The organism is Propionicimonas paludicola (genome assembly GCF_002563675.1).
In the GTDB taxonomy this organism is placed as follows: domain Bacteria; phylum Actinomycetota; class Actinomycetes; order Propionibacteriales; family Propionibacteriaceae; genus Propionicimonas; species Propionicimonas paludicola.
In genome coordinates, this window is sequence record NZ_PDJC01000001.1 from 2,636,376 (window position 1) to 2,662,385 (window position 26,010).

Annotated in this window: 21 protein-coding genes; 9 read left to right on the top strand and 12 right to left on the bottom strand. The window is 68.7% G+C overall.

Annotated elements, in window-relative coordinates; all coding sequences use genetic code 11:
* Positions 1–593: 593 nt before the first annotated feature.
* The 7 genes from ATK74_RS12285 to ATK74_RS12315 all read right to left on the bottom strand — a co-directional run bounded on the left by ATK74_RS12285 (position 594) and on the right by ATK74_RS12315 (position 8,226).
* Positions 594–1,610: an alcohol dehydrogenase catalytic domain-containing protein gene (locus ATK74_RS12285; protein ID WP_098461308.1), complete on the bottom strand. Its 1,017-nt coding sequence runs from the start codon at positions 1,608–1,610 to the stop codon at positions 594–596.
* A gap of 141 nt (positions 1,611–1,751) precedes the next feature.
* Positions 1,752–2,381, bottom strand: coding sequence for a DAK2 domain-containing protein (locus ATK74_RS12290; RefSeq protein WP_098461309.1), 630 nt, complete (start codon positions 2,379–2,381; stop codon positions 1,752–1,754).
* Between the two features lie 5 nt (positions 2,382–2,386).
* Positions 2,387–3,388, bottom strand: a complete 1,002-nt coding sequence (locus ATK74_RS12295; protein ID WP_098461310.1) for a dihydroxyacetone kinase subunit DhaK — start codon at positions 3,386–3,388, stop codon at positions 2,387–2,389.
* Positions 3,385–4,524 (bottom strand): ABC transporter permease, encoded by a 1,140-nt coding sequence (locus ATK74_RS12300; RefSeq protein WP_211283368.1) that lies wholly within the window; start codon positions 4,522–4,524, stop codon positions 3,385–3,387. The genes ATK74_RS12295 and ATK74_RS12300 overlap by 4 nt, the downstream gene beginning before the upstream one ends.
* Positions 4,521–5,567, bottom strand: a complete 1,047-nt coding sequence (locus tag ATK74_RS12305; protein WP_098461311.1) for an ABC transporter permease — start codon at positions 5,565–5,567, stop codon at positions 4,521–4,523. The genes ATK74_RS12300 and ATK74_RS12305 overlap by 4 nt, the downstream gene beginning before the upstream one ends.
* A gap of 1 nt (position 5,568) precedes the next feature.
* Positions 5,569–7,104 carry a sugar ABC transporter ATP-binding protein gene (locus ATK74_RS12310; protein WP_098461312.1) on the bottom strand — a complete coding sequence of 512 codons (1,536 nt, stop codon included), beginning with the start codon at positions 7,102–7,104 and terminating at the stop codon, positions 5,569–5,571.
* Between the two features lie 78 nt (positions 7,105–7,182).
* Entirely contained in the window at positions 7,183–8,226 is a 1,044-nt protein-coding gene (locus tag ATK74_RS12315; RefSeq protein ID WP_098461313.1) for an autoinducer 2 ABC transporter substrate-binding protein, read from the bottom strand.
* A gap of 326 nt (positions 8,227–8,552) precedes the next feature.
* Here ATK74_RS12315 and ATK74_RS12320 point away from each other — a divergent pair, with 326 nt between their 5' ends.
* A complete protein-coding gene (locus ATK74_RS12320; RefSeq protein ID WP_098461314.1) occupies positions 8,553–9,314 on the top strand; it encodes a DeoR/GlpR family DNA-binding transcription regulator in 762 nt (253 codons plus the stop codon).
* A gap of 81 nt (positions 9,315–9,395) precedes the next feature.
* On the opposite strand, the gene ATK74_RS12325 is transcribed toward ATK74_RS12320, so the two are convergent.
* Complete coding sequence (locus ATK74_RS12325; protein ID WP_098461315.1) at positions 9,396–9,869, bottom strand: DUF1003 domain-containing protein; 474 nt, start codon at positions 9,867–9,869, stop codon at positions 9,396–9,398.
* A 52-nt stretch (positions 9,870–9,921) separates the two neighbouring features.
* Complete coding sequence (locus ATK74_RS12330; protein WP_211283369.1) at positions 9,922–10,632, bottom strand: SDR family NAD(P)-dependent oxidoreductase; 711 nt, start codon at positions 10,630–10,632, stop codon at positions 9,922–9,924.
* Between the two features lie 101 nt (positions 10,633–10,733).
* Here ATK74_RS12330 and ATK74_RS12335 point away from each other — a divergent pair, with 101 nt between their 5' ends.
* Genes ATK74_RS12335 through panB form a run of 3 tightly spaced genes read left to right on the top strand, consistent with a single transcriptional unit; the run spans position 10,734 to position 13,406 of the window.
* Entirely contained in the window at positions 10,734–11,609 is an 876-nt protein-coding gene (locus ATK74_RS12335) for a helix-turn-helix transcriptional regulator (protein WP_098461316.1), read from the top strand.
* Positions 11,610–11,658: 49 nt separating this feature from the next.
* Positions 11,659–12,510, top strand: a complete 852-nt coding sequence (panC, locus tag ATK74_RS12340; RefSeq protein ID WP_098461317.1) for a pantoate--beta-alanine ligase — start codon at positions 11,659–11,661, stop codon at positions 12,508–12,510.
* Entirely contained in the window at positions 12,507–13,406 is a 900-nt protein-coding gene (panB, locus tag ATK74_RS12345; RefSeq protein ID WP_098461318.1) for a 3-methyl-2-oxobutanoate hydroxymethyltransferase, read from the top strand. Before panC ends, panB begins: the two co-directional genes overlap by 4 nt.
* Positions 13,407–13,642: 236 nt before the next feature.
* Here the strand turns inward: panB and ATK74_RS12350 are convergent, their stop codons facing one another.
* The gene (locus tag ATK74_RS12350) at positions 13,643–14,575 is read right to left on the bottom strand and encodes a diacylglycerol/lipid kinase family protein (protein WP_211283370.1); all 933 of its coding nucleotides are present in this window, start codon (positions 14,573–14,575) and stop codon (positions 13,643–13,645) included.
* Positions 14,576–14,740: 165 nt separating this feature from the next.
* On the opposite strand from ATK74_RS12350, the gene treY reads away from it, so the two are divergent.
* The 5 genes from treY to ATK74_RS12375 all read left to right on the top strand — a co-directional run bounded on the left by treY (position 14,741) and on the right by ATK74_RS12375 (position 23,877).
* Positions 14,741–18,886, top strand: a complete 4,146-nt coding sequence (treY, locus tag ATK74_RS15645; RefSeq protein ID WP_098461320.1) for a malto-oligosyltrehalose synthase — start codon at positions 14,741–14,743, stop codon at positions 18,884–18,886.
* Between the two features lie 151 nt (positions 18,887–19,037).
* On the top strand, positions 19,038–19,811 hold the full coding sequence (locus ATK74_RS12360; protein WP_098461321.1) for a hypothetical protein: 774 nt from the start codon (positions 19,038–19,040) through the stop codon (positions 19,809–19,811).
* A gap of 141 nt (positions 19,812–19,952) precedes the next feature.
* Positions 19,953–20,540: an RNA polymerase sigma factor gene (locus ATK74_RS12365; protein ID WP_098461322.1), complete on the top strand. Its 588-nt coding sequence runs from the start codon at positions 19,953–19,955 to the stop codon at positions 20,538–20,540.
* Positions 20,541–20,664: 124 nt separating this feature from the next.
* A complete protein-coding gene (locus tag ATK74_RS12370; protein ID WP_098461323.1) occupies positions 20,665–21,858 on the top strand; it encodes a carboxylate-amine ligase in 1,194 nt (397 codons plus the stop codon).
* Positions 21,859–21,963: 105 nt separating this feature from the next.
* Positions 21,964–23,877 (top strand): heavy metal translocating P-type ATPase, encoded by a 1,914-nt coding sequence (locus tag ATK74_RS12375; RefSeq protein ID WP_211283371.1) that lies wholly within the window; start codon positions 21,964–21,966, stop codon positions 23,875–23,877.
* 15 nt (positions 23,878–23,892) lie between these two features.
* Here the strand turns inward: ATK74_RS12375 and ATK74_RS12380 are convergent, their stop codons facing one another.
* Both ATK74_RS12380 and ATK74_RS12385 read right to left on the bottom strand, forming a co-directional pair.
* Positions 23,893–24,939, bottom strand: a complete 1,047-nt coding sequence (locus ATK74_RS12380; protein ID WP_098461325.1) for a DMT family transporter — start codon at positions 24,937–24,939, stop codon at positions 23,893–23,895.
* A gap of 45 nt (positions 24,940–24,984) precedes the next feature.
* A complete protein-coding gene (locus ATK74_RS12385) occupies positions 24,985–25,809 on the bottom strand; it encodes an SDR family NAD(P)-dependent oxidoreductase (RefSeq protein ID WP_098461326.1) in 825 nt (274 codons plus the stop codon).
* Positions 25,810–26,010: the final 201 nt, after the last annotated feature.

A 26,010-nucleotide genomic window follows, 5' to 3' on the forward strand; every position in this document is an offset into this window, starting at 1 on the left:
ACAGCCAGGAGATGTTGGGAATGGCCTTGCTGAACACGGTTAGGTCACAGACCACAGCCACTGCCCAGAACACCTGCATCCGAGGAGACGTACTAGAAGTGGCCAGTGACACGAAGCCCCAAACCAGCGACATCGGCAGCAGGCTGGCACCAAGGGTAGCGAGAGTCATTCCGGCTAGTGCCGACAACGACACCCTCTCCATAACCGCGGCCAAGTACTGCCCGTTGCCACCAAGCCCCAGAACCAGCTTGATTAGCGTTACCCCGAGGGAGGCAGTTACGAAAACCCCAGCTAGGCCGGCTAGTCTGGCGAGAATCTGAAGATTTGTCTGCCTCTCGGCAAGGAGGTCCCGCGGCACCGGGCGCGGAGGAAGGATCAGCGCCCAAAACCTCAGGCGCCACAGCCGAAAGCGCCGCCTGAGGCTCACAGCGGTGAGGATATCCGAACAGCGAAGAGCAGTAGTGTGTCGAATCCAAACGCGCCGCGCGCAGGGCTGTGCGCGCCGACCCAAGTGGCTCGCGTGCCTTAGTGCCGCAAGGCACCAAGCGCGTGAAGGCCTTGCGGTCCAGCCGGCCGAGCGACCCGCGGCAGCCTCAGTTGTGCAGCACGGCCCGCGACGAGAGCCGTCCGGCGGCGAGCAAGTCGAGAGCATGGGCGGCGTCCGCCATCCCGAACCGCTCGACGACAGTGGTGATCTTCCCGGACGCGGCCAGCGCCAGCACCGTCCGCATCTGCTCCCGGTTGCCCAGGATGGACGCCTTGATGGTCTGTGCCTTGTTGAAGTGGAAGCCGGTCACGTTCAGCGGTACGCCGGCCACCAGCGTCCCGCCCCACTTCAGCGCGGCCAGGGCCTGCGCAGTGACCACATCGGCGTCGGCGAAGGTCAAGACCACGTCCGCAGAGTCCTCCAACGCGGCCAGCTGCGCCGGGTCGGTCGAGTCCACGGCGTCCGACGCCCCCAGCTCGCGAGCCACCCGCAGGTGCTCGGCATTGCGTCCGACCGCCACGACGTCACCCCCGGCCAATCGGGCGAACTGGACGGCCATGTGCCCGACCCCACCCAGCCCGAAGACGGCCACCCGCTGACCAGGCACGATGCCGGCCTTTTCGACGGCGCCGTACGCGGTGATTCCCGGGCAGAACAGCGGCGCGGCGTCGATCAGGTCGAGCTCGGCGGGGACCGGGTAGGTGTGAGCAGCATTGGCCAGCATGAACTCGGCATAGCCGCCATTCACATGCTCCCCGGTAATGATCCGGCGGTGGCACAGCTGCTCGCGTCCGCTGGTGCAGAACTCGCACTCCTCACACGTCCACCACACCGGCTGGACGCCCACCGGGTCACCGACCGCGAAGTCGCTGACACCGGCGCCGAGGGCAGCCACCCGTCCGGTCACCTCGTGGCCGGGGATGATCGGTGAGATCGCCGGCACCCCGCCGGCCACCCAGTCGCCCTGCACCATGTGCAGGTTCGAGCGGCACACCCCGCAGGAGGCCACCTCGATCACCAGTTGCCCCGGCCCGGGCTCGGGACGCGTGGTCGTCCGCCAGCTCAGTGGCGCCGACGCCAGCGGGCCGGGGGTATCAAGTTCCTGCGCGAACATCGAAGTCATCGGGCTACCTGCCTGTTGTTGGGTCTGCGGGCCGACCGGCCCGAAACAAAGGCCGGGGTGTGTTTCGATCTGCGAGAGTCCAGATCGAAACACACCCCGGGGCTTGCCAACGGCACGTGGCGGCGCGCCGCTCGCCGGGTCTCAGCCGACTTCCGCCGGGCTGTTCGCTGCGTGCCAGGACTGCAGGAACCTCAGGTACGCGGTGGCACCGGGATCCTTCAGACCGATGCTGCGCTCCTGCATCCAGGACGCCCGCCCGCGACGAGACTGCAGGCCGGTCGAACGGATCACCCCCGCCTCGGCGGCCTCGATGGCCGCAGCCAGGTCGGCAACACCGTCCGGGGAGGCCAGCAGAGCCTCGGCGGCCGGGAACATCGCGTCCAGGATGGTCTTGTCGCCGACCTGCGACTTGCCGCGCTGGCTGATCGACTCGGCCGCGGCCAGGGCGAACTTGCCGGCCTGGCCGGGCGCAACCTCGGTCGCATCGCCCAGGGTCCGGGAACCGGCCAGCAGCGCGCCGGCCACCAGGGCAGCCATGGTGGACGGATTGGCATTGGCGAACGCCTTCGCGCAGGCCAGCACCACCTCGGCCGGCGTGGCCGAGTCGTCCAGGTTGCTCAGCGCCTCGCTGGCGGCCTTCGCCCCCAGCGACACGGTGATCCCCAGGTCCCCGTCGCCCAGTGCCTGATCCAGGTCACCGAGTTCGTCGGCGTAGTCGGTGAACAGTGCCAGGCACTTCTGAATCGCCTCGGCGAGTTCTTTTCCATTCATTACTGTCATGCCTCAATGAAGAAGGGCGAGCGAGCCGCCGCGTTGAGTAGTTCGAGCCGGCTGTCGTTGAGCTTCAGCAGCGAGATGGACGCACCGGCCATCTCGAGGCTGGTGGCGTACTCGCCGACGTAGTTCTTGGCGATCTCGATGCCGGCCGCGGCCAGGTTCTGGTGCACCCGGCGGTAGAGGACGTACAGCTCCTCCAGCGGGGTCGCGCCCAGGCCGTTGACCAGGACGGCCACCCGATCACCGGCGACCAGGGAGAGGTCGGCCATCAGCGGGGCCAGCAGGTGATCGGCGATCTCGTCGGCGCTCTCCAGCTCACCGCGGTGGATGCCCGGCTCGCCATGAATGCCGATGCCGATCTCCATCTCGCGCTCGGCCAGCTCGAAGCTCGGCTTGCCGGTGGTCGGCAGGATCGTCGGGGTCAGCCCCACACCCATGGTGGCGGTGTTCTCGACGATGTCCTGAGCCACAGCGGCCACCTCATCGAGGCTGTCGCCACGCTCGGCAGCGGCACCGGCCGCCTTGAACGCGAAGATGATGCCGGCCACCCCGCGACGATCCGCGGCCCGCTCCTTCGGCTGGCTGGCGACGTCGTCGCAGCCCAGCACCGTCCGGGTCGGAATGCCCTCCAGCTCGGCCAGATCCACCGACAGGTCGAAGTTGAAGACGTCGCCGCCGTAGTTGCCATAGAGATACAGGACGCCCGCGCCGCCGTCGACGGCCTTGGTCGCCTCGAACACCTGGGCCGAAGACGGGGACGAGAAGACGTTGCCGATCGCGACGCCGTCGCACAGTCCCTTGCCGACGTAGCCCTTGAACAGCGGCAGGTGCCCCGAGCCGCCACCGGTGACGATGCCGACCTTGCCGGCCACCGGAGCGTCCGCCCGAACCAGGATCCGCGGGTCGTCACCCGGGGTCTTCACCAGGTCGGGGTGAGCGAGCAGGATGCCCTCGAGGAACTCGTCGACGAACCGGAGCGGCTCGTTGATGATCTTCTTCATTCTTGTTCCTTATCTTTCTTGATTGATCCGACCTGTGTCGTCTGCAATGAAGCTGAATCGGTTGTCACGGCGGGTTTGCGCAACTTGGGACGCGACCAGTTGATGGTGTCGAGGATCATCACCACGACCAGGATCACGCCCTGTGCGATCGAGTACTGATAGGGCGAAAGCCGCAGTGCCGTGAACCCGCTGGCCACCACCTGAAGGGTGAGCGTGGCCAGCACCACCCCGGCCACCGTGGCGAAACCACCGTTGGGGTTGGTGCCACCGAGCACGGCGATCACGATCACCAGCAGCACATAGGACGCGCCGTAGTCGGCCGATGCGGTGGGGTTGCGGCACAGGAAGAGCACTCCAGCCAGGCCGGCCAACGTCCCACCGATCGTGTAGCTGGCGATCAGCACCGACCGGCTCGGGATCCCGGAGAACCGGGCGGCCACCGGATTGGCCCCCTGCAACTCAAGCTTGCGTCCCAGCGCAGTGCTCCGGACCACGGTAGCGATCACGATGGCCACCAGGATGAACACGATGAACAGCATCGGCACCGGGCCGAGTGCGGTCTTGCCGAAGGTGGTCAGCGCGGCCGGTGCCCCATAGAGGGTCTTGCCGCCGGTCCACACGATGGCGATCCCATTGAGGATCTGCATGGTGGCCAGGGTGGCCAGGATCGGGGTGATCCCGACCAGGCTGATCAGCAAGCCGTTCAGCAGGCCGCAGGCAGCACCGACCAGCAGCCCGATCAGCACGAGCGGCACGGTCATCGACTGCCCCGTGGCCGGGTTGGACGCCGCCATCATCGTGAACAGCGTGGACATGGTCACCGCCGACAGGTTGGCGATCGAGACCAGCGAAAGGTCGATCCCGCCGGTCAGCATGGCCAGCATCATGGCGATGGCGATCACGCCCACCTCGGGCGCTGCGACCATGATGTTCTGCATGTTGATCGGGCCCAGGAAGATCTGCGGCCGCATGATCGCGAAGAAGGCGAAGGCCGCCACCAAGGCGATCAGCATCCGGGAGACGCCGCGATCCCGCAGGGTTCGTCCGACGGCCTCGGCGACCACCCGTCCGATCCGGTTGTTCATCGCCGCGAAGCTGTTCGCGCCGGTCTCGGGCTGTGCTTGCTCAGTCTTCATGACACCTTCTCCAGCTCTGGCCCGGCGGCTTCGACCGCGTCGTCCACTGTGTGAATGCGCTGCGAGTTGCGCCGGGCACTGACCGCCTGGACGCCCACGCCCAGGATCAGCAGCAGACCGACCGCCGCCCGCAGCCAGGCGCTCGGGACGCCGACCAACAACAGACTGTTGTTGATCACCTGAATCAGCAGCACGCCCAACACGGTTCCCAGCACGGAGCCGCGTCCGCCGAAGATGGACGCCCCGCCCAACACCACGGCCGCGATGATGTCCAGCTCGCCGCCGACCAGATCCTGGGGGTTGGCGCTGCGGCTCATCACCACATAGGCAACCCCGCCGATGGCGGCCACCATGCCGACCAGCACGTAGATCAACAGCTGAGTGCGGACCACCCGGATGCCGGCCCGACGAGCGCCTTCGACGTCACCGCCGATGGCGTACAGGGCTCGTCCGAACATCGTGAACTTCAGCACCGCCCAGATGGCGATGGCGATCGCGATCGACAGCAGCACCAGCACGTGCAGGTAGGCCCGTCCGGCGCCGGTGGTCAGTTCGACCACGTTGACCGCAGAGAGTGCGGCCATCGAGGCCGGCAGGCTCGGGTAGTAGCGCGTGCCGACGTAAACCAGCATGGCGCCGAAGAAGATGCCCTGGGTGCCCAGAGTGACGATCAGGGTGGGCAGCCGGAACTTGGCGATCACGAAGCCGTTCACCAAGCCGAGCAGTCCGCCGATGATGATGGCCATCCCGAAGATGGCCGGCAGCCCCGGATCGAAGCCGGTCTTCAGGCAGATGGTCACCGCCGTGTAGGCCGAGCCGATCGCCACCACCGGGAACGAGACGTCGATGCCGCCGGAGATGATCACCAGAAGGACGGCCAGGGCCAGGATCATCGGGACGGTGGCCGCCCGCAGGATTGAGAACGCGGTGTTGACGCTGAAGAACACCGGGTTGAGCAGGGACATGCCGAGGACGACCACGAGCAGGATCAGCGCCAGGCTGCCCTCGTTGTTGGCGCCCCGGAACTTGCGAAGGAGCTGCATATCAGACCGCCATGCTTTCCTGGATCGACTCCTCGGTTACCTGATCGGCAACCAACTCACGCGTGATCTGCCCGTGAGCCACCACCAGGACGCGGTGGCAGCAGGCGACGAGCTCATTGGTGTCGTCGGAGATGATCACGACGGCCATTCCCCGCTCTGCCTGAATCCGCAGCAGGTCGAGGATCTGAGCCTTCGAGCCGACGTCCACGCCGACGGTCGGGCCGTTGAGAATGAGCACCTTGGGATCAGTGGCCAGCCACTTGGCCAGCACCACTCGCTGCGCGTTTCCGCCCGACAGCGCCCGGACCGCCCGGTTCGGGTGCGGCGCGTGGATCTTGAGCTGATCGAAGAAGTGGGTGATCGTCTTCCAGATCCGCGCGCGATCCAGCAGCTTCCACCAGTTGCGGTGCTCGTCGAGCGAGGCCGCGATGATGTTGTCGGCGATCGGCTTCTCCAGGAACAGGCCCTGGGTGAGCCGATCCTCGGGGACGTAGCCGATGCCGGCCGCCACGGCATCCTGGATGTTGCGGACGCGCACCGGGGCTCCGTCGATCGCGATCGTGCCGGACTTGGCCGGCAGTACTCCGAAAATCGACTCGGCCAACTCCGTGCGTCCGGATCCCAGCAGGCCGGTGACGCCGACGATCTCGCCCTTGCCGACCTGGAAGGAGACATCCCGGAAGGCGCCGGGCAAGGTCAGCCCGCGCACCTCGAGGGCCGGGGTCGCGGCCTGGTCGAAGTCGGGCACCCGCCGGGACTCCTCGACGTCGCTTCCGGTCATGTGCCGGGCGATCGAGCGCCGGTCGAAGTCGGCGGCCGGGCCGGAGATGACCACTCGTCCCGAACGCATGATGGTGAGCCGCTGGGAGATGGCCAGCACCTCTTGCAGCTTGTGGGAGACGAAAACTAGGGCCACGCCGCGGGCCCGCAGCCGCTCGACGACGGTGAAGAGATGCTCCACCTCGGAGTGGGTCAGGGCCGTGGTCGGCTCGTCCATGATGATCACCCGGGCATCGCTGACCAGAGCCCGGCAGATCGCGGTGAGCTGCCGATCGGCCACCGACAGGTTCTCGACGTCGGCGCCCAGATCCAGATCGAGCTGCAACTCCTCGACGATGGCCCGCGCCTTCTCGCGAGCCTCGGCGGCCCGGTAGAGCTTCTGCTTGGCGGCCACCGCGGAGGTGAGCACGATGTTCTCGGCCACCGTCAGGTTCCCGAATAGGGAGAAGTCCTGGTAGATCACCTGGATCCCGCTCTGGATGGCCGAGGTGGTGTTCATCCGGGTGTGGACGACACCGTCCACCTCGATCTCGCCGGAGTCGGGACGCTCGGCGCCGGAGATCATTTTGATCAGCGTGGACTTGCCACAGCCGTTCTCGCCGGCCAGGCAGTGCACCTCGCCGGGGAGCAGGTCCAGCGAGACATCATCCAGAGCCTGGACGCCGCCGAATCGCTTCGAAATGTGTCGGGCCTGCAGGACCGGGGGCTGCCCGGCCGCGACCCAGGGTTGGGTTGCTGGTGCTGTCGTGGAACTCATCGTGAGCTTCTGTTCTCTTTGGGTTGGTTCCGGGGCGTGCCGCCTGGACACGCCCCGGAGCCGGTTAGCGCTGAGTGACTAGAACTGGTACTGCTTCGCGCTTTCCTTATCGGCCGCCACCTGAGCGGTGCCCACGAAGACGTTCGTCTGTCCGGCCATCGGCTGCAGGTTCTCGTAGCCCTTGATGCCCAGGTCGGTGCCAGCGGTGATCTTGCCGCCCTCGGAGAGGATCTTGGCGATCTGCAGCTGGGCCTCGCCGGCCAGCGCCGGATCCCAGAAGAAGATCTTGTCGATCGAGCCGTCCTCGAGGTACTGGCTGGCCACCGACGGAATCGAGGTGCCCATCACGCAGACCTTGTCCTGCAGACCGGCTTCCTTGACCGCCCGAGCGATGCCGGGGACGTCATTGCCGGCCGAGCCCTGGAAGCCCGCGATATCGGGGTACTTGGCCAGGATCTCGCGAGCCCGCTGGTAGGCGGTCTCCTGGTTGTCGGTGCTCTCGATCGGGGTCTCGACCCGCTTCATGTCGGGCAGGTTCTTGGTCTGGTAGTCATAGGCCGCACCGACCCACTCCATGTGCGTCTTGGCGGTCAGGCCACCGACGAACTGGACGTACTTGCCCTTGCCCTTCATGCACTCGCCGAGGTTCTTCATGATGTCCGAGCCATAGGCCGCGTTATCGAAGGCCTCGATGTCGATGTCGACGTTCTTCATGCCGGTGGCCTCGTGGGAGACCACGATGATGCCCTGTTCGCGAGCCTTGGCCAGTGCGCTCTCCAGCGCCTCCGGCGAGTTCGGGACGACAGTGATCGCGGTCGGGCGCTGGGCGATCAGGTCTTCGATGATCTTGACCTGCTTCTCCGGAGCCACGTCGTCGGCGCCCTCCTGGCGGGCGTCGATCTTGGTGCGCTCGGCGAAGGCCTTGACGCCTTCGGCCATCCGCTGGAACCACGGGATGGTCTGCGCCTTGACGACGGTCACCATCACCTTTTCACCGGCCGGAGCGGCCGACGAGGCGGCGCCGGATGCGGACGGGGCAGCCTCGCCGACCGTCGTGCAACCAACCACCGAGAAGGACAGCCCGACCGCGAGAACGGCGGCGGGCATGAACCTGCGCTTCATAGGAACTCCTTTGTCCAAAGCCTGGTTTGGGGGCTGCACGAGCCTTCATGCCGCGCCCCATTGCGGTGGACGCTAGCCCCTGCGCCACCCCCGGGTCAAGCGAAAACGTGCACAATCTTGCGCTACATCGCGCAAAACGCGCGAAGGGCCATCTTTCGAACGCGCAACCACTTCGCTGGACCGTGCGGTGTGCGCGCGGGGGGCGCTTCATTTCGTGCGAGGGCGGGTCTGGCTTGCAGTACGGTTGCTGATGCACGATTTCGCGCGCTTGCTGCGCGCGGACGCTAGTCGGGCTAGCCTTTGCAGCAAGACGGATGAGGAGGGACATGTCTCGGCAAGCGGAGATCGTGGAGGTGCTCAGCGACCACGGCTTCCAGTCGGTGCGTGATCTCGCGCAGGCCTTTGGGGTCACTGAATCCACTATCCGTCGCGACCTTGAGCAGCTGGAGTCGATGGATCTGATCCGGCGCACGCATGGCGGGGCCACCCCGATCAAGCAGTCGGAGACACCACACCACTTCAAAGAGGAACTGCACCGTCAGGAGAAGGCGGCGATCGGCAAAGCCATGGCCGAGCGAGTCCTCGAGGGCCAGACCATCCTGCTCGACGGCGGGACCACCACGCTCGAAGTCGCGCGCAACCTGAACCACCAGCGAGTCACCGTCGTCACCAACGATCTGAGGGTCGGCCTGGAGATTGCGCGAAAACGATCAATGCACTTGGTGTTCATCGGCGGCGAGCTGCTGCCGAACCTCTACACCATGTGGGGGCCGACCTCAGTGCAGCAGTTGGCCAACCTCCGGGTCGATGTGGCCATCTTTGGATCGGACACCGTCTCCGAGGACGGGCTGTACCACGCCAACAGCTACGAGCTGGAGCTGAAGCGCGTCATGCGCTCGGTGGCCAAGGAGGCCTTCTTCGTGGCCGACAGCTCCAAGTTCGGCCGCGAAGCCCTGTTCAAAGTCTTCGCCATCGACGACTTCACCGCCGGCATCACCGATGACCTGCTCGACCCGCTGCGGGCGTCCCGGTTCCCGATCCCGATCATCCAGGCCAACGTGAGCCGAGCCGACCAGCCCGGTCGCTAGTCCCCCGCCTCATCGGGGACGGTTCCACAACCGTCCACCCTTGTCCCCGCGACTGGTGGGGACGGCTCCACAACGTCCGAGCTAGGCCTTCGGCGGGAACTCCCCGACCCCTGGAGTCTGCGCGGTCACATGCCGATGGATCTCGTCGAGAAGATCGGTGTTGCGCTTCACCTCTTGGATCAGCTGCAGGTTCTGCGCCAGCAGGTCCTTGATGTCGTCGGTGTTGTGCTCGGTGTGGATCGCGATCTCGGACGCGATGGCGTCCGACCGCTTGGCGGCGATCAGCAGCGCCGCCGCCTGCACCCCGGCCATCATCGACAAGAACAGGTTCAGCAGGATGTAGGGGTACGGATCGAAGCCGTGCGGCCCACCGATCGCCAGCACCGTGTTGACGATCACCCAGCCGATCATCACGGCGAAGAACCCGAAGACGAATGGCCACGATCCCATGGCATTGCGCATCCGGTCGGCGGCTCGCTCGCCGAGGGTGAGTTGGTCTCCCGAGCGGACGCCCGGATGCTTGTGCCAGTGAGTCTGCCAGCCCTTGTTACTCATGCACCGAGTATCCGCCGCGACTGGTCACAACCGGTGGCGGAGCACCGGCGAACTACCACCCGAGCTCGCCGTCGTCCTCCTGGAAGGTGCCGGTCGGTCCGTCGGAGCCGATGCAGGCCAGCCGCGCCACCACCTTTGCGCTCTCGGCGGCCGGACGACCCGGGTGGCTCTTCGGATCGCCGCCACCCAACGAGGTCTGGGTGATTCCCGGCTCGACGGCGTTGATCCGCAGCTGCGGATAGCTCAGCGCGTACTGGACGGTGATCATCGACACCGCGGCCTTGCTCGAGCCGTAGGCGATCGAGCGGAAGTGCGAGGCTGGCCGGGACGGCTCGTGGGTGGCCCAGAACGAGCCGAGGGCACTGGAGATGTTCACGATCACCGGGTTGGACGAACGCTGCAGCAGCGGCAGCGCGGCCTCGGTGACCCGGATGATCCCGACGGCATTGGTGTCGAATACCTCCAGGACGCTCGGTCCGTCCAGAGCCTCCGAGCCGCCGGCGCCCCGACGCGCGATGCCGGCGTTGTTCACCAGGACATCCAGCCCGGTTCCGGAGGCCTCGATCGCGGCCAGCGCGGCGGCGACGGACGCGTCGTCGGTGACGTCGAGCTGGACGAAGCGCGCCCCGAGCTCGTCCGCTGCCGCCTGTCCGCGGGCTTCGTCGCGGGCGCCGAGCCACACCGTGTGGCCTGCCTCGACGAGGAGTCTTGCCGTTTGCTTGCCGAGGCCTGTGTTCGCCCCGGTGATCAGTGTTGTGGTCATGGTTCGATGATTGGCCGCCAACCTCAGCGCAACCAGGTCCCTGATTGTCGTAGGACTGACAGGGCCAGGACGTCCGCTCGCACAGCGCGCAGAATGGAGCGATGGAGGCAAGCGAGTTCGGCAAGGCGCTACGTCGCCAGCGCGAGCAGGTGCGGCCCGAGAGCGTCGGCCTGCCGGTCGGCTCTCGCCGGCGGGCCGCCGGCTTGCGCCGCGAGGAGGTGGCCGGCCTGGCCGGGATCTCCGTCGACTACCTCACCCGACTGGAGCAGGGACGTGCGACGTCACCCTCACCTCAGATCGTGGAGGCCTTGGCCCGGGCGCTGCGGCTTGCCGACACCGAACGGGAGCTGCTGTTCACACTGGCCGGGCTCGTCGCACCTGGCCCGGGCTTGATCTGCACCCGGATCACAGCCAGCGTCCAGCGCCTGCTGGATCGGCTCGGCAACGTCCCGCTGGTGGTCTACGACGCGGCCTGGAATCTGATCGTCGCCAACGCCCCCTACGACGCCCTGATGGGAGCGACCTCCGCCCTGAAAGGCAACGACCGCAACGGCGTGTGGCGCAACCTCGTCGGGCCCGGCTCTCGCGCCGTTCAGAGCGCCGAGGAGCAGGGCGCGGCCGCCGCCCGCCTGGTGGCCGACCTTCGGCTGACCGCGGCCCGCTATCCGAAGGATCCGGGCCTGCGGCGACTGCTCGCCGAACTGCGCTCTGCCAGCCCCTTGTTCGTCGAGTTGTGGACGGCCGCAAGCGAGCCACTTCCCCCAGATCCCAGCCGTCACAAGGTGATTCGTCACCCGGCCGTGGGCGACATCGCCCTGACCTGCGACACCTTGGTGGTCGCCTCCGATGATCTGCGGATCATGGTCTACACCGCCGAGCCGGGTAGCCCGGACGCCGAGCTGCTCGAGCTCGCCATCGTCCTCGGCACCCAGGAGCTGACCGCGCCGGTTGCCGGTCGGTTGCGCGCCGGGGGATGATTTCTGGTGCGCCGACACCGGGTCGGACGGGTGAACGGAGGCGGCCGCGATGCAGATCGTCCGTGACGTCGCCGGGGTGCGAGCCGCGATCGCCGAGGCCCGGGCCGCCGCATCGTCCCCGCTCCGGGTCGGCCTGGTGCCGACGATGGGCGCCTTCCACGAGGGCCACCTGTCGCTGATCCGGGCGGCGCGGACGTCCTGCGACCTGGTCGTGGTCTGGCTGTTCGTGAATCCCACCCAGTTCAACGACGCCGCCGACCTGACCAGCTATCCGCGCGACGAGGCCCGGGACGCCGAGCTGGCCGCCGCGGGCGGCGCCGACCTGCTGTTCGCGCCGGACGTGGCCGAGGTCTATCCGGACGGCCACGCCACCACCATCACCGTCTCCGGCATCGCGGACGTCCTGGAGGGCGCGCATCGTCCCGGGCACTTCGCCGGTGTGGCCACTGTGGTGGCCAAGATGCTGAACATGGTGCAGCCGAACGTCGCCTTCTTCGGGGCCAAGGACGCCCAGCAGGTGGCCGTGGTGCGCCGGATGATCACCGACCTGAACCTGCCAGTTGCTCTCGAGGTGTGTCCCACCGTCCGCGAGCCGGACGGCCTGGCGATGAGCAGCCGCAACGTCCGGCTGAACCCCGATCAGCGCCGTCGCGCGGCCGCGCTGTCCCGCGGGCTGAGTGCGGCCAAAGCCGCCGTTGACCAGGGCGAACGCAGCGCGACGAGCCTTACTACGATCATCGCGGCCGTACTCGCGGCGGACGGCCTGAGTGCGGAGTACATCGCCGTGGTCGATCCGTCCACCTTCGTTCCGATCGACGAGCTGGACGGCCGGGCACTGCTCGCGCTGGCCGTCCCGGTCGGCCCGGTTCGGCTGATCGACAACCTGGAGGTGGCGCCATGAGCGCAGCAGGACGTCCGCAGGCTGCGGCCTCCGAGGAGCGCCCGGTGACCCTGACCGTCCTGGCCGAGCGCAAGGCCGCCGGCGAACCGGTGGTGATGGTGACCGCCTACGACTACCCGAGCGCGTTGATCGCCGATCAGGCAGGGGTCGATCTGGTGCTGGTCGGCGACTCGGCGGCCAATGTCGTCCTCGGCTACGACAGCACAATCCCGGTCAGCGTGGACGAGTTGCTGGTGCTCACCAAGGCCGTCCGTCGCGGCCTGCGCCGGGCGCTACTGGTGGCCGATCTGCCGTTCGGGTCGTATGAGGCCAGCGATCTTGAGGCCGTCCACACCGCGCAGCGCTTCGTGAAAGAGGGCGGCGCGGACGCGGTGAAGCTCGAGCGCGGCGGCACCAGCATCGATCGGGCCCGAGCCATCGTTGCCGCAGGCATCCCGGTGGTCGGCCACCTCGGCCTGACCCCGCAGGCGGCCACCGCGCTGGGTGGCTACCGGGTCCAGGGACGCAGCGCCGACCAGGCCGAGCAACTGCTCGCCGATGCGTTGGCCCTGCAGAATGCCGGCTGCTTCGCGATCGTGTTCGAAGCGGTTCCGGCAGCGGTCACCGAGTTGATCACATCTCGGCTGGATTGCCTGACCATCGGCATCGGCGCCGGCTCGTCCACCGACGGCCAGGTCCTGGTCTGGCACGACCTGCTCGGGATCACCCAAGGCTCGCTGGCCAAGTTCGTCCGGACCTTCGCCGACGTGCACACCGAGACTCTGCGCGGGGTCACCGCCTACGCCGACGCCGTCCGCGCCCGCGAGTTCCCGGCCGCCGAGCACACCTACGCCATCCCCGCCGACGAGCTCGCCGACCTCACCACCCGGCTGGCCCGGCTCACTCGTCCCGCCTAACCCGGGGACGGTTCCGAAACTCGTAGCGCGGCCCGCTGACTAGGGGTTGGTACGAATCGGAACCGTCCCCATTTCGTACCATTTCGTACCCGAGCTGGCCGAGCTCACCACCCGGCTGGCCCGGCTCACTCGTCCCGCCTAACCCGGGGACGGTTCCGAAACTCGTAGCGCAGCCCGCTGACTAGGGGTTGGTACGAATCGGAACCGTCCCCATTTCGTACCGGGGGGCCACGGGATCAGTCGGCGGGAACCATCACCTTCAGCGCCAGCGGACGCACTCGCACGGTCATCGTGGTTCGCTCACCGACCGCATCTCCGTCCAGCTGGGCCAGGATCGGACGGCCCAGCCTGATCCGGACCGAGTCGGCGCGAAGCCGGCGCAGGCTGCGATCTCCGCGGCCGGTGATCAGCTCGCGCAGCAGTCCGAACCAGCCGGACAGGCCGTGCGGGGCGGCCAGCACCAGGTCGAGCAGCCCGTCGTCCAGCCGGGCGTCCGGCATCAGATCCAGGCCGCCGGGCAGCTGCCCACAGTTGCCGACCACCACGGTTCGGGCCCGCCGGCTGCCCTCCCGGCGTCCGGGAGCCGTGATGTGCGCGGAGAAGCCCCAGTCGAACAGCCCACGCACCCCGGACAGCAGGTAGGCCGGCCAGCCGACCGCCTTCTTGATCCGCTCATCGGCCTCGCCGATCATCCGCGCGTCCAGCCCCATCCCGGCGATCACCAGGAAGATCTGTTCGGGGTCGTCGTCCCAGGTCACCGCTCCGACATCGACCGGACGAGGCACTCCGGTGAGCGCCACCTGCGCTGCGGCGACTAGGTCGTCCACCGGCAGCCCCAGGTTGCGGGCCAGCAGGTTCCCGGTGCCGCCCGGCAGAATCCCCAATGGGACCTCGGTCCCGACCAGCCCCGACGCAACCGCCCGGACGGTGCCGTCGCCACCCAGCGAACAGACCAGCTCCGCCCCTTCGTCCACCGCCTGCCGGGCCTGGCTCTCGCCGGGTTCGTCCTGCGTGGTCTCGTGCCAGCTCACCGTCCACCCGGCCGCCGCAGCGCCATCCTCCAGAGAGCCCTTGAGCTGCTCAAGGTCGTCGATCTTGACCGGATTCACCACCACGGCCACCCGCCTGCGCTGGCCCGGACTAGCCGCGTCCTGCTCGATCGTGGCCACCTGCCACCTCCGCTCGGATCGGGCGGTCGCCGCGACCGCTACGTTGAGCATCACACGGATGGCCGCGTGATGGCGTCCACACCGGGTACTTCCACGATGATGACGCGCTCAGGTAGCGCGAGCTAGCCTCGAGAGACCGACTCCGATCCAGAAAGAGAGGTAGGCGTGCGGCGCACCCCGACCAGCACCTACCGGCTTCAGATCACCGAGGACTTCGACTTGGTCGCGGCCGCCCGGCACCTGAGCTATCTGCACGAGTTGGGCGTCGACTGGGTCTATCTCTCCCCGCTGCTGGCCTCCGAGTCGGGCAGCGAACACGGCTACGACGTCTCCGACCATCGGGCCATCGATCCCTCCCGCGGACGCGCCTCCGGGCTGGCCGCGCTGTCGTCCGAAGCCCGCCGGCTGGGCATGGGCGTGCTGGTCGACATCGTCCCCAACCACGTCGGCGTGGCCCGTCCATGGGAGAACGACTGGTGGTGGCAGGTGCTCACTCACGGCCACGAATCCCCTTATGCCTCGGCTTTCGACATCGACTGGGCGGCCGGGGACGGCAAGCTGCGACTCCCGGTGATCGGTGACGACGACCTCGGCCCGGACGGACGGATCGAGCACCTGCAGGTGCTCGGCGGCGAGCTGCACTACTACGACCAACGCTTCCCGCTGGCGCCGGGCACCACCTTCGGCCCCGACGAGGATCCCAACCTGGTGCACAGTCGCCAGCACTACCAGCTGGTCAGCTGGCGGGAGGCCGATCGGACGCTCAACTACCGCCGCTTCTTCGCAGTGAACACCCTGGTGGCGATCCGGGTCGAGGATCCGGAGTGGTTCAGCAAGTCCCATGCCGAGATCCAGCGCTGGTTCGACGAGGGCCTGATGGACGGGCTGCGGGTCGATCACCCCGACGGCCTGCGCGACCCCGGGCGCTACCTGGAGGATCTGGCCGGGCTGACCCGGGACAGCTACGTCCTGGTCGAGAAGATCCTCTCGATCACCGACGGCGAGTCCGGACGCCTGGGCCTGGAGAAGCTACCGAACACCTGGGCCACGGCCGGCACCACCGGCTACGAGGCCATGGCCCTGATCGACCGGGTGCTGGTCGACCCGGCCGGCGAGGCCCCGCTGACCGAGCTCGAGGCCGAGCTGCGCGGGCACGCCACCGACTGGCCCACCCTGGTGCACGCCAGCAAACTGGCCGTGGCCCAAGGGATCCTGGCTTCCGAGACCCGCCGGATCGCGCGCGAGGTGTGGGCCACCCTTGAGCCCGAGCAGGCCCCCGAGCTGGACGCCCTGGCCAAGGCCATCGCCGAACTGCTGGCCGACTTCGAGGTGTACCGCTCCTACCTGCCCGAGGGGCGCGAGTACGTCGATCGGGCCTTCGAGACCGCCCGCCGGCATCGTCCGGACCTGTCGGAGTTGCTGGACGTCCTGGTGCCGATCCTGTCCGACGGCGCGTCCGCCCCGGCGCAGCGCTTCCAGCAGACCTCGGGCATGGTGATGGCCAAGGGCGTCGAGGACGCGGCCTTCTACCGCTGGGCGCGGCTGACCTCGCTGAACGAGGTGGGCGGCAACCCGAACCTGTTCTCGGTCGGAGTGGACGACTTCCACGCCCTGATGGCCGCCCGTCAGCAGGACTGGCCGCGTGCGCTGACCGCCGGCACCACCCATGACACCAAGCGCGGCGAGGACGTCCGGGCTCGGATCAGCGTGCTGGCCGAGGTTCCGCAGCTGTGGGCCGAGGCTCTCAGCGAGTTGCTGGCCCTGGTGCCGGTGCCGGACGCCGGGATGGCGAACCTGCTCTGGCAGGCCATCGTGGGCGCCTGGCCGGCCAGCCGGGAACGCCTACGTGACTACGCCGAAAAGGCGATGCGGGAGGCCGGAGAGCACACCCGATGGACGGCGCCGGACGCCGGCTACGAGCGGGCCCTGGAGGCCTGCGTGCACGCCTGCTTCGACGATCCGCGGGTGGCCGCGGTGCTGGAGCGGGTGCTGGCCGTGGTGGCCGGCCCCGGACGCAGCAACTCGCTGTCCGCCAAGTTGCTGACCCTGACCGTCCCCGGCGTCCCGGACCTCTACCAGGGCAGCGAGCTGTGGGAGCAGAGCCTGGTCGACCCGGACAACCGGCGTCCGGTCGATTTCGCGGCCCGAGCCGAGCTGCTGCGCCGGGTCCGCACCGGCGCCCGTCCGCCACTGAGCACCGGGATCACCGACGACGGGGCGGCCAAGCTGCTGCTGTGCCACCAGCTGCTGACCCTGCGCCGGGACCGTCCCGAGCTGTTCGCCGAGTACACCCCGCTGGCCGCCCAAGGTCCGGCCGCCGCACATCTGGTGGCCTTCGACCGGGGCGGGGTGATCGCCGTGGCCACCCGGCTGCCGGTGGGCCTGGCTGCGGCCGGCGGCTGGCGGGATACGTCCCTGCCGCTGCCCGAGGGACGCTGGCGGGACCTGATCTCCGGACGCCTGGTCGAGCGCGACCCGGCCGGTGCGGTGCCACTGGCCGACCTGCTGGCCCAGTACCCGGTGGCCGCCCTGGTCCGCGAGGAGCGTCGGGCCGGCGAACGAGGACGCTTCGACGTCTGGGCGCCGCTGCCGCACCGCATCCGGCTGGTCACCGACGAGCGGGTGGTGGCCATGCAGCGCGGCGCCGACGGCTGGTGGACTCCGGCCGAGCCGGAGCCGCTGGGCCGCGTCGACTACGGCTACCTGCTCGACGACGATCCCACGGTGCTGCCCGATCCGCGCAGCCGCTGGCTGCCGCACGGCGTCCATGGACGCTCCCGCACCTTCGACCCGGACGGCTTCGCCTGGCACGACCAGGCCTGGACCGGACGCCAGCTGGCCGGCTCCGTCCTCTACGAGCTACACCTGGGCACCTTCACCCCCGAGGGCACCTTGGATGCGGCCATCGCCAAACTGCCGCACCTGGTCGAGTTGGGCGTCGACTTCGTCGAGCTGATGCCGGTCAACGCCTTCAACGGCGACCGCGGCTGGGGCTACGACGGGGTGGCCTGGTTCGCCGTCCACGAGCCCTACGGCGGCCCGGACGCCTATCGCCGCTTCGTCGACGCCGCGCACGGCCTGGGCCTGGCCGTGATCCAGGACGTCGTCTACAACCACCTGGGACCCAGCGGCAACTACCTGCCCCGGTTCGGCCCCTACCTCGGTGCCGGGGACGACGCCGAAAGCGGCTGGGGCACCCGGGTGAACCTGGACGGCCCGGGCAGCGACGAGGTGCGCCGATACCTGGCCGACAACCTGCGGCACTGGTTCGTCGACATGCACGTGGACGCCCTACGCCTGGACGCCGTGCACGCGCTGATCGACAACTCGCCGACCCACATCCTCACCGAGCTGGCCGCAGTGGCGGCCGACTTGTCGGTGCATCTGCGTCGCCCGCTGACGCTGATCGCCGAGTCCGACCAGAACGATCCGCGACTGACCGCTCCGGCCAGCTCCGGCGGGCTGGGCATCGACGCGCAGTGGAGCGACGACTTCCACCACGCCCTGCATGTGGCGCTGACCGGGGAGACCGACGGCTACTACGCCGACTTCGAACCGCTGTCGGCGCTGGCCAAGGTCTGTGAGCAGGGCTTCTTCCACGACGGCACCTGGTCGAGTTTCCGCGGACGCCACCACGGCGCGCCGCTGGATCGGGCCCACCAGGCCGCCTGGCGGCTGGTCGGCTACAGCGCCAACCATGACCAGGTCGGCAACCGGGCCGCGGGCGACCGTCCGTCCGCCCACCTCGATGTCGACCAGCTGGCCTGCGCCGCCCTACTGACCCTGACCAGCGGCTTCACTCCGCTGATCTTCGCCGGTGAGGAGTGGGCGGCCCGCACCCCGTTCCCGTTCTTCGCCGGTCACCCCGAATCCGAGCTGGCCGCCGCGGTCAGCGCCGGCCGGCTGGCCGAGTTCGATCGGATGAACTGGGATCACGACGCCGTCCCCGACCCGATGGCCATCGAGACCTTCGAGGCAGCGAAGCTGAACTGGGACGAGCGCGAGGACGGCGACCACCGGCGGCTGTTCGGGGCCTATCGCGAGCTGATCACCTTGCGCCGGCAGTACGCCGAGCTGACCAACCCGTCCCTGCTGCGCACCAGCTGCGAGTTCGACGAGCAGTCCCGCTGGTTCCTGCTGCGCCGCGGCGGCCTGGTGGTGGCCATCAACTTCAGCGACTACCAGAACCCGATCGAGCTCGGTGGGTCCTACCAGTTGCGCTGGACGACCCCGGCCGGGGCCCGGCTGGGCGGCTCGGAGATCCTGCTCCCGCCGCACGCCGGCGCCCTGCTGCTCCCCCTCCAGCCCTGACCCCGGGGACGGTTTTCCACCACCGTCCCCCTTGCCAACCCAACGTGCGGGGACAGACCCCCAAACATTCCACCCACGCCACCGAACTTCTGCGGCGAGGGGGTGTAACAGCGGCGTCCGACCGCGCGTTTACCCAGTTGGAAAGGTGGTCATGGGCATCGACAAAGAGCAGGAGAACCGGCTGATCTCGCGAGAGCGGCCGGTTGATGACCCGACCTGGGGGGAGGTCTCCGCCTTCCTGGAAGCCGTGGAGTCGGCCTACGCCGACGTTCCCACTGCGCAGTACGAGGCGACCATCGTGGCCGCCGTCTCGCATGAGGCGCGCTCGCTCAGGAACGCACCCCAGACCAACAGGAGGACCCGCATGAAGGACCTGTTCACGTTCAAGACCCACCGCCTACTGATCGGCTCGGTGATCGCGGCTGTCGTCGCCCTCACCGCAGGCGTCGGAGTGGCCGCCGCCACCGGAACCGGCCCATTGGCTCACTTGGTGCCCGCCGCACCCGAGACCATGGCCCCGTCGGTCGAGACGACCCCGACCGAAGACCCCACTCCGACCGAGGAGCCGACCGCCAGCTCGTCCGCCGACGACGAGAGCGACGACCAGTCCGAGGCCGAGGACGAGTCCGGCGACGACAGCTCCCCCACCCCGAGCGCCACTCCCACCTCGCATCGCGAGGATGACGACGCCGAAGCCGACGAGACCGACGACGACGGCGACCATCACACCAAGGCCGGCCGCAGCCACGACTCCGACGACCAGGAGGCCGATGACGAGTCGGACGGTTCCAGTGACGACTCCAGCGACGAGCCCGACGACCAGGAGAGCGCCGGCAGCAGCCACGACCAGAGCGGTGACAACTCCGGCAACAACTCCGACAACAACTCCGGCGAAGACTCCGGTGACGATCACTCCGAAGACTGATCCCCTGGCTGATGGTGGACGTAGTGCTGACCCGGTGACCGCCGCCCGGGTCAGCACTTCTCTCCGCCTCGCGCAGGCATCCGTGCAGGTACCCGCACGGGTACCTTCCTCCCGCCGCTCCTAGCCGAGACCATCTGCGTCGTGGCTATCGGTGGACGATTCCCGCAGGTCCTCTCCGCTGCGGCCGAGGGAGCTGACTGGGCGTGGGGTGAGCTCTATCGCGAGCTGGCCCCTGGCGTGCTGCGGTTCTTGGCCGCGCACGGGGCTGCCGACCCGGAGGACTGCCTGGGCGAGGTGTTCCTGCAACTGGTCCGGCAGCTGCCGAAGTTCACCGGTGACGAGGCCGCCTTCCGCACGTGGGCCTTCACCATCGCCCGCAGCCGCCTGATCGACTCTTGGCGCCGCGAGCAGCGCCGTCCTGGCCGTAGCAGCGAGGACGTGACCGCGGCCGCCGACAAGCTGCGTCCAGAAGGCGCGACCGACTCACCCAGCGAACAGCAGGCCGCCGTGGCCGAGATCCTGGCCGGCCTGAGCCCCGATCAGCGGGCCGTCCTGCTGTTGCGCTACGTCCACCAGTTCTCCATCGAGGAGACCGCCCAGATCGTCGCCAAGTCCGAGGGCGCGGTCCGCGTGCTTCAGCATCGCGCACTGCGCTCACTGCGTCGCACTCTCGGCACCCAGCACCCCGGCCAGCCGGCGCCGTGGGCTCCGCAGTCGGCCGCTGTATAGGGAGCCGACCGGACACTTCTGCGACAAGCCGATTCATCAGGCGCCGCGCTGGGTATGGGACGGAGCCAGGCTGCTCGCTGGCCAGTGCCACTGGCCGGAACAGCCGACAGAGTCGGAGGCCGCCATGCCCAGTCGTTCTCGCCGTTCGCCCTTCTCCACCCTGCCCGGCCGCGCATCGGAGCAACGCACCTTCGGCGTGGAGGAGGAACTCCTAGTCGTCGACGCCACCACCTTGCGTCCCGTGCCGCGCGGAGAGGCCATCGTCGCCTCCGCCGAGACGTCCGCTGCCGGCCATCGGCTGACCACCGAGTTCAAGCGCGAGCAGGTCGAGGTGGTGAACCCACCGCAGACAACCCTGGACGGCCAGCTCGCCGCGATTCGCACCGGACGGGCCATCGCCGACGCCGCAGCCGCCCAGCACGACGCCCGGACAGTACCGCTGGCCACCAGCCCGTGGCCGCTGACCTCAACCCTGGTCGATCACCCGCGCTATGCCGAGATGGCCGGACGTTTCGCGCTCACCGCCGTCGACCAGCTCACCTGTGGCTTCCACGTCCACGTCGGCGTGGCCTCCGACCAGGAGGGCGTCGCGGCGCTGGACCGGATCCGTGGCTGGTTACCGGTGTTACTGGCGCTGAGCGCCAACTCGCCGCTGTGGATGGGGATGGACACCGGCTTCGCCAGCTACCGCTATCAGGTGTGGAGCCGGTGGCCGACGGCCGGGCCGTCCGAGCTGTTCGGATCGGCGGACGGCTACCGCCGGCATTGCGCAGAGTTGCTCGACACCGGCGTCCCCCTGGACGAAGGGATGCTCTACTTCGACGCTCGGCTGTCCAACGCCTTCCCCACGATCGAGGTGCGGGTGGCCGACGTCTGCCTGCAGCCGACCCACGCCGCCGGGCTGGCCGCGATCATCCGGGCCCTGGTCGAGACCGCGGTCCGCGAATGGCAGGCCGGACGGGCTCCCGCCGCGGTCTCGGCTGCGGTCCTGAGGACGTGGAGCTGGCAGGCCAGCCGGTTCGGCCTGACCCGCTCCTTGGTCAGCCCGATCACTCGCAGTCCGGCACCGGCCGCCGAGGTGGTCGGCCAGCTCCTGGCCGCGATCGACCCGGTCCTGGCCGAGTTCGGCGAGCGGGAGCCGGTCGCCGAACTGATCCAGGAGCTGCTCGCCGGCGGCTCCGGTGCCGAGCGGCAGCGCGAGTTCCGCGCCTCGGCCACCGACACCCACAACCGCCGCGATCTGCGCACGGTGGTCCGGCGCGCGCTGCTCGAAGCCGGCGGCGAGGCAGCGGACGGCCGCCTCGAACTGCTCTCCTGAGGCCGATTATCGGAACTGGAAATAGGTGAGGCAAACCTCATTTCCATCAATGAGGTAAGGCATTCCTTGCTGGATATTGCCTGAATTTGCCGCGACTATTGCCTGGTGAGGCTGTTCAGTTCGATACGTCAGTACCCGGTCATTGCGGCCACCCTGGCAGTGGGCGTCGTGGGTGTGTTGCTGCTAGTCGCGGGGCATCCGACGCTGTCCTACTGGCTGGTCGGGGGCTATGCGCTGGCAATCGCGGCCTGGCAGGCGTGGTCGATGATTCGCGATCTGCTGCGCGGCAATTTCGGCCTGGACGTCCTTGCCGTCACCGCAATCACCGCCACAGTTCTGGTCGGTGATCACTGGGCTGCGCTGATCGTTGTCCTGATGCTCACCGGCGGCGAGGCCCTCGAGGACTATGCCAATGCGCGGGCGCACCGGGAAGTCTCTGCACTGCTCGAACGCGCACCCCGTTTCGCTCACCGGGCCACAGCGGACGGCGGCTTCGTCGAGGTTCCCATCAGCGAGGTGGCGGCCGGTGATCTGGTGCTGGTCCGGCCGGGCGAAGTCGTCCCGGTGGACGGCCTGCTGGAAGGCGAGGCCGCTTCCTTCGACGAGTCGTCCATCACCGGTGAGCCGCTGCCGGTCGAGCATCTCCACGGCGATCAGGTGCTGTCCGGCTCAGTCAGCCAGCAGAAGGCGGCTCTGATCCGGGCCAGCCTCTCGGCCAAGGAGAGCCAGTACCAGCAGATCATCGATCTGGTCCAAGCCGCAGCAGAGAGCAAGTCTCCGATCGTCCGGCTGGCCGACCGCTACGCAGTGCCGTTCACCCTGGTCTCCCTGGCCATCGCCGGCCTGGCCTGGTACCTGTCCGGCGACCCGGTGCGGTTCGCCGAGGTGCTCGTGGTGGCCACCCCGTGCCCGCTGTTGATCGCCGCACCGGTGGCCTTCCTGGCCGGGATGAGCCGGTCGGCCGCCAACGGCGTGATCGTGAAGTCGGGTGGAGTGATGGAGACCCTCTCCCGAGTGCGGACCGTCGCCCTGGACAAGACCGGAACCCTCACCCACGGCCATCCCGTCGTCGACCTGATCGAACCGGCGAACGGCACCAGCGCCGACGACCTGCTGGCCACCGCGGCTGCCGCCGAGACCTTCTCCGCCCATGTGCTGGCCAAAACCATCGTCAGTGCCGCGCACGAAGCGGGGCTGAGCGTGCCGGCCGCCACCGGGGTCGAAGAGGCCACCGCAGCCGGGATGATCGCCACCATCGGTGGTCTGCGAACCGCCGTCGGCAATGCCGGCCACGTGGCCCGCGTCACCGGGCATCAGCCTCCGGAGGCTCCCGTCCCACCGGGCCACATCGCCATCTATCTGGGCAATGAGGACGGCTACCTGGGCCGCATCCTGCTCAGCGACCAGATCCGCAACAACGCCCCGGCCACCCTGCGCGCGCTGCACGGCCTGGGCGTGTGCAGCGTGGCCATGCTCACCGGGGACGCCGTGCCCACCGCCCGGCATATCGCCGAGCAGATCGGGATCGACGACGTCCGGGCCGGACTCCTGCCGGCCGACAAGGTCGCTCAGGTGGCCGAGTTGCCGCTGGGCCCGGTGGCCATGGTCGGCGACGGCGTCAATGACGCCCCGGTGCTGGCTGCCGCCGATGTCGGCATCGCCATGGGCGCCAAGGGGGCCACTGCGGCCAGCGAGTCCGCCGACGTGGTGATCATGCTGGACGACCTGAGCCGGGTGGCCACCAGCATCGCGATCGCCCAGCGGACCGTCCGGATCGCCCTGCAGGCGATCTGGCTGGGCATCATCATCAGCGTCGTGCTGATGCTGATCGCGGTCTGGGGAGTGCTGCCGGCCATCGTCGGCGCTGCCCTGCAGGAGCTGGTCGATCTGGCCGCGATCCTGACCGCGCTGCGCGCCGTGCGTCCCGGCCCGACCGAGCGGGAGCTGTCCCATCAGCTGGGGCACACCGCCGCGCCGCTCGAGCCCGTCCGGGATGAGCCGCTCGAACTCGCCCGCTGACGGGACGCCTTCATCTCAGTGCCGATGCCGGTGGTGGGCGTCCGGGTAGTGCTGATGCGAGTGGGTGATCGGCGCGTGGGTGTGCTCATGCCGATGGCGGACCCCGGCCGGCACCGGCCCGTCCGGGTGCTCGTGGTCGTGGTGCTCGTCGTGGGTGTGCCAGTGGGTGTGAGTGATGGCCTCATGGGTGTGGACGTGCTCGTGCCGCTCACTCAGGTGCAGCCAAACGCCCAGGCCCATCAGGACGGCCGCTGCCACCAGCGACCAGGTCACCGGCTCGCCGAGCGCAACTGCCAGGATCGCGCCGAAGAACGGTGCCACCGAGAAGTAGGCGCCCGCCCGGGCCGTCCCGACCTGGCGCATGCCCACGATGAACAGGGCCAGACTCACCCCGTAGGCGAACAGTCCGACCACCATGGCGCCGCCGACCGCCCCCAGCGGGGGCAAGGTGGCACCCAGCCCGAAGCCGAGCACCAGGTTGATCGGGCCAGCGACCAGGCCTTTCACCGCGGCCAGCCAGGTGGCATCGTTCAGCGCCACCTTGCGGGTCAGGTTGTTGTCCAGCCCCCAGGCCAGGCAGGCCCCCAGGATCGCCAGCGCCGGCAGCGGCGTCCCCAGCGACACCGTGGACGGCACCCCCAACACGATGGCTCCGGCCACGATGGCGGCCATCCCGAGCAGAATCCGCCGATCGACGTGCTCGGAGAACACCAGCCAAGCCAGCAACGTGGTGAAGACCGCTTCAGCGTTCAATAGCAGGGAGGCCCCCGAAGCCGGCATGGCGGTCAGGCCGAGCATCAGCAACACCGGGCCGATCACCCCACCGAAGCCGACCGCCCCGACCAGCGCCCACAGCTCATTGCGAGCCAGCCGCACCCGCGGCAGCCGCCGAAGCAGCCGGTAGCCCAGCAGGCCCAGCCCGGAGCCGCAGTACAGCAGGCCGGCCAGCAGCCAGGGGTTCACCTCGCCCAGCAGCAGCTTGGCCAGTGGCGTCCCGGCTCCGAACAGGACGGCCGAGGCGAGCGCGGCCTGGACGCCGCGGTTGCGCAACGCGGATCTCACTCAGCTCTCCCGGGTCACCGGCTCATGTCCGCACGACGGTACCGCTCAGCCTTTCGCGGCGACCAGTTCCTCGCTGCGTTGCCACAGCGCTCGGGCCAGTCCGGCGTCGTTGGCCTGCTTGGCAGGCGTAGCCAGCGTGGTCTTCTCGTAGTACTGGCCCGGGATCCAGTCCCGTCCAGGCGCCCCCTCGGCGAAGAAGGCCAGGAAACCGCCGGCGGTCTTCGAGCTGGTCAGCAGGTTGCGCAACCGGGTCCGGTACAGCAGGCCCATGAGGTTGGTGGCTTCGCCGGCGAAGTTCGAGGCGACCACGCCCGGGTGAAAGGCCAGGGTCGAGATCCCCTGGTCGTAGTAGCGCCGATGCAGCTCCTTGGTGAACAGGACGTTCTCCAGCTTGGACGTGCAGTAGGCCCGGGATGCCCCGTAGTGCCGCTCGGAGTTCAGGTCGGACAGATCGACGTGGCCGTACAGCTTGCTGCCGATGCTCGAGGTGTTCACCACCGTCGCCCTCGACTCGACCAGGCGCTCGATCAGCAAGGTGGTCAGCAGGAAGGGCGCCAGGTGGTTCACCTGGAAGGTCTTCTCGTAGCCGTCCGCGGTGACGCTACGAGCACCCATCTGGCCGCCGGCGTTGTTGGCCAGCACGTCGATCCGGGCGTAGGCCGCCAGCAGTTCGGCAGCCAGCGTCCGCACCTGGCCGAGGTCTGCGAAGTCCGCCACGAAGTAGTCGGCGTCGATGGCCTCGGCGACCTGTCTGGTCTTGATCGGCGACCGGCCGACCACCACCACGTGGTGCCCGGACGCCGTCAGCTGCGCGGCGGCCGCCGCCCCGATCCCGTCGCTGGCCCCCGTGATGACGATGGTCTTGCTCATGGCCGTCCCCTTCCCTCAGCCCCAGTATGACCTCACCCTGCGCCGACCGAGCCCATCGTTGGCTGACCCCGTCGAGGACACCCGACGGCTGGGCCTGTCGATGCCCCCGGGCGCGGGCTCGTCCGCCAGGGGCGGGGTTCGCAAGACCGACCCATCGGGCTGCGCATGCGGCCAGTTCGCGGACAGTTTCTGCGGCCCCGA

What these genes read in the sequence shown, in the direction of transcription:
- ATK74_RS12285 (WP_098461308.1), bottom strand. Translation starts at nt 1,610, where the DNA reads ATGACTTCGATGTTCGCGCAGGAACTTGATACCCCCGGCCCGCTGGCG.
- ATK74_RS12290 (WP_098461309.1), bottom strand. Translation starts at nt 2,381, where the DNA reads ATGAATGGAAAAGAACTCGCCGAGGCGATTCAGAAGTGCCTGGCACTG.
- ATK74_RS12295 (WP_098461310.1), bottom strand. Translation starts at nt 3,388, where the DNA reads ATGAAGAAGATCATCAACGAGCCGCTCCGGTTCGTCGACGAGTTCCTC.
- ATK74_RS12300 (WP_211283368.1), bottom strand. Translation starts at nt 4,524, where the DNA reads ATGAAGACTGAGCAAGCACAGCCCGAGACCGGCGCGAACAGCTTCGCG.
- ATK74_RS12305 (WP_098461311.1), bottom strand. Translation starts at nt 5,567, where the DNA reads ATGCAGCTCCTTCGCAAGTTCCGGGGCGCCAACAACGAGGGCAGCCTG.
- ATK74_RS12310 (WP_098461312.1), bottom strand. Translation starts at nt 7,104, where the DNA reads ATGAGTTCCACGACAGCACCAGCAACCCAACCCTGGGTCGCGGCCGGG.
- ATK74_RS12315 (WP_098461313.1), bottom strand. Translation starts at nt 8,226, where the DNA reads ATGAAGCGCAGGTTCATGCCCGCCGCCGTTCTCGCGGTCGGGCTGTCC.
- ATK74_RS12320 (WP_098461314.1), top strand. Translation starts at nt 8,553, where the DNA reads ATGTCTCGGCAAGCGGAGATCGTGGAGGTGCTCAGCGACCACGGCTTC.
- ATK74_RS12325 (WP_098461315.1), bottom strand. Translation starts at nt 9,869, where the DNA reads ATGAGTAACAAGGGCTGGCAGACTCACTGGCACAAGCATCCGGGCGTC.
- ATK74_RS12330 (WP_211283369.1), bottom strand. Translation starts at nt 10,632, where the DNA reads ATGACCACAACACTGATCACCGGGGCGAACACAGGCCTCGGCAAGCAA.
- ATK74_RS12335 (WP_098461316.1), top strand. Translation starts at nt 10,734, where the DNA reads ATGGAGGCAAGCGAGTTCGGCAAGGCGCTACGTCGCCAGCGCGAGCAG.
- panC (WP_098461317.1), top strand. Translation starts at nt 11,659, where the DNA reads ATGCAGATCGTCCGTGACGTCGCCGGGGTGCGAGCCGCGATCGCCGAG.
- panB (WP_098461318.1), top strand. Translation starts at nt 12,507, where the DNA reads ATGAGCGCAGCAGGACGTCCGCAGGCTGCGGCCTCCGAGGAGCGCCCG.
- ATK74_RS12360 (WP_098461321.1), top strand. Translation starts at nt 19,038, where the DNA reads ATGGGCATCGACAAAGAGCAGGAGAACCGGCTGATCTCGCGAGAGCGG.
- ATK74_RS12370 (WP_098461323.1), top strand. Translation starts at nt 20,665, where the DNA reads ATGCCCAGTCGTTCTCGCCGTTCGCCCTTCTCCACCCTGCCCGGCCGC.
- ATK74_RS12385 (WP_098461326.1), bottom strand. Translation starts at nt 25,809, where the DNA reads ATGAGCAAGACCATCGTCATCACGGGGGCCAGCGACGGGATCGGGGCG.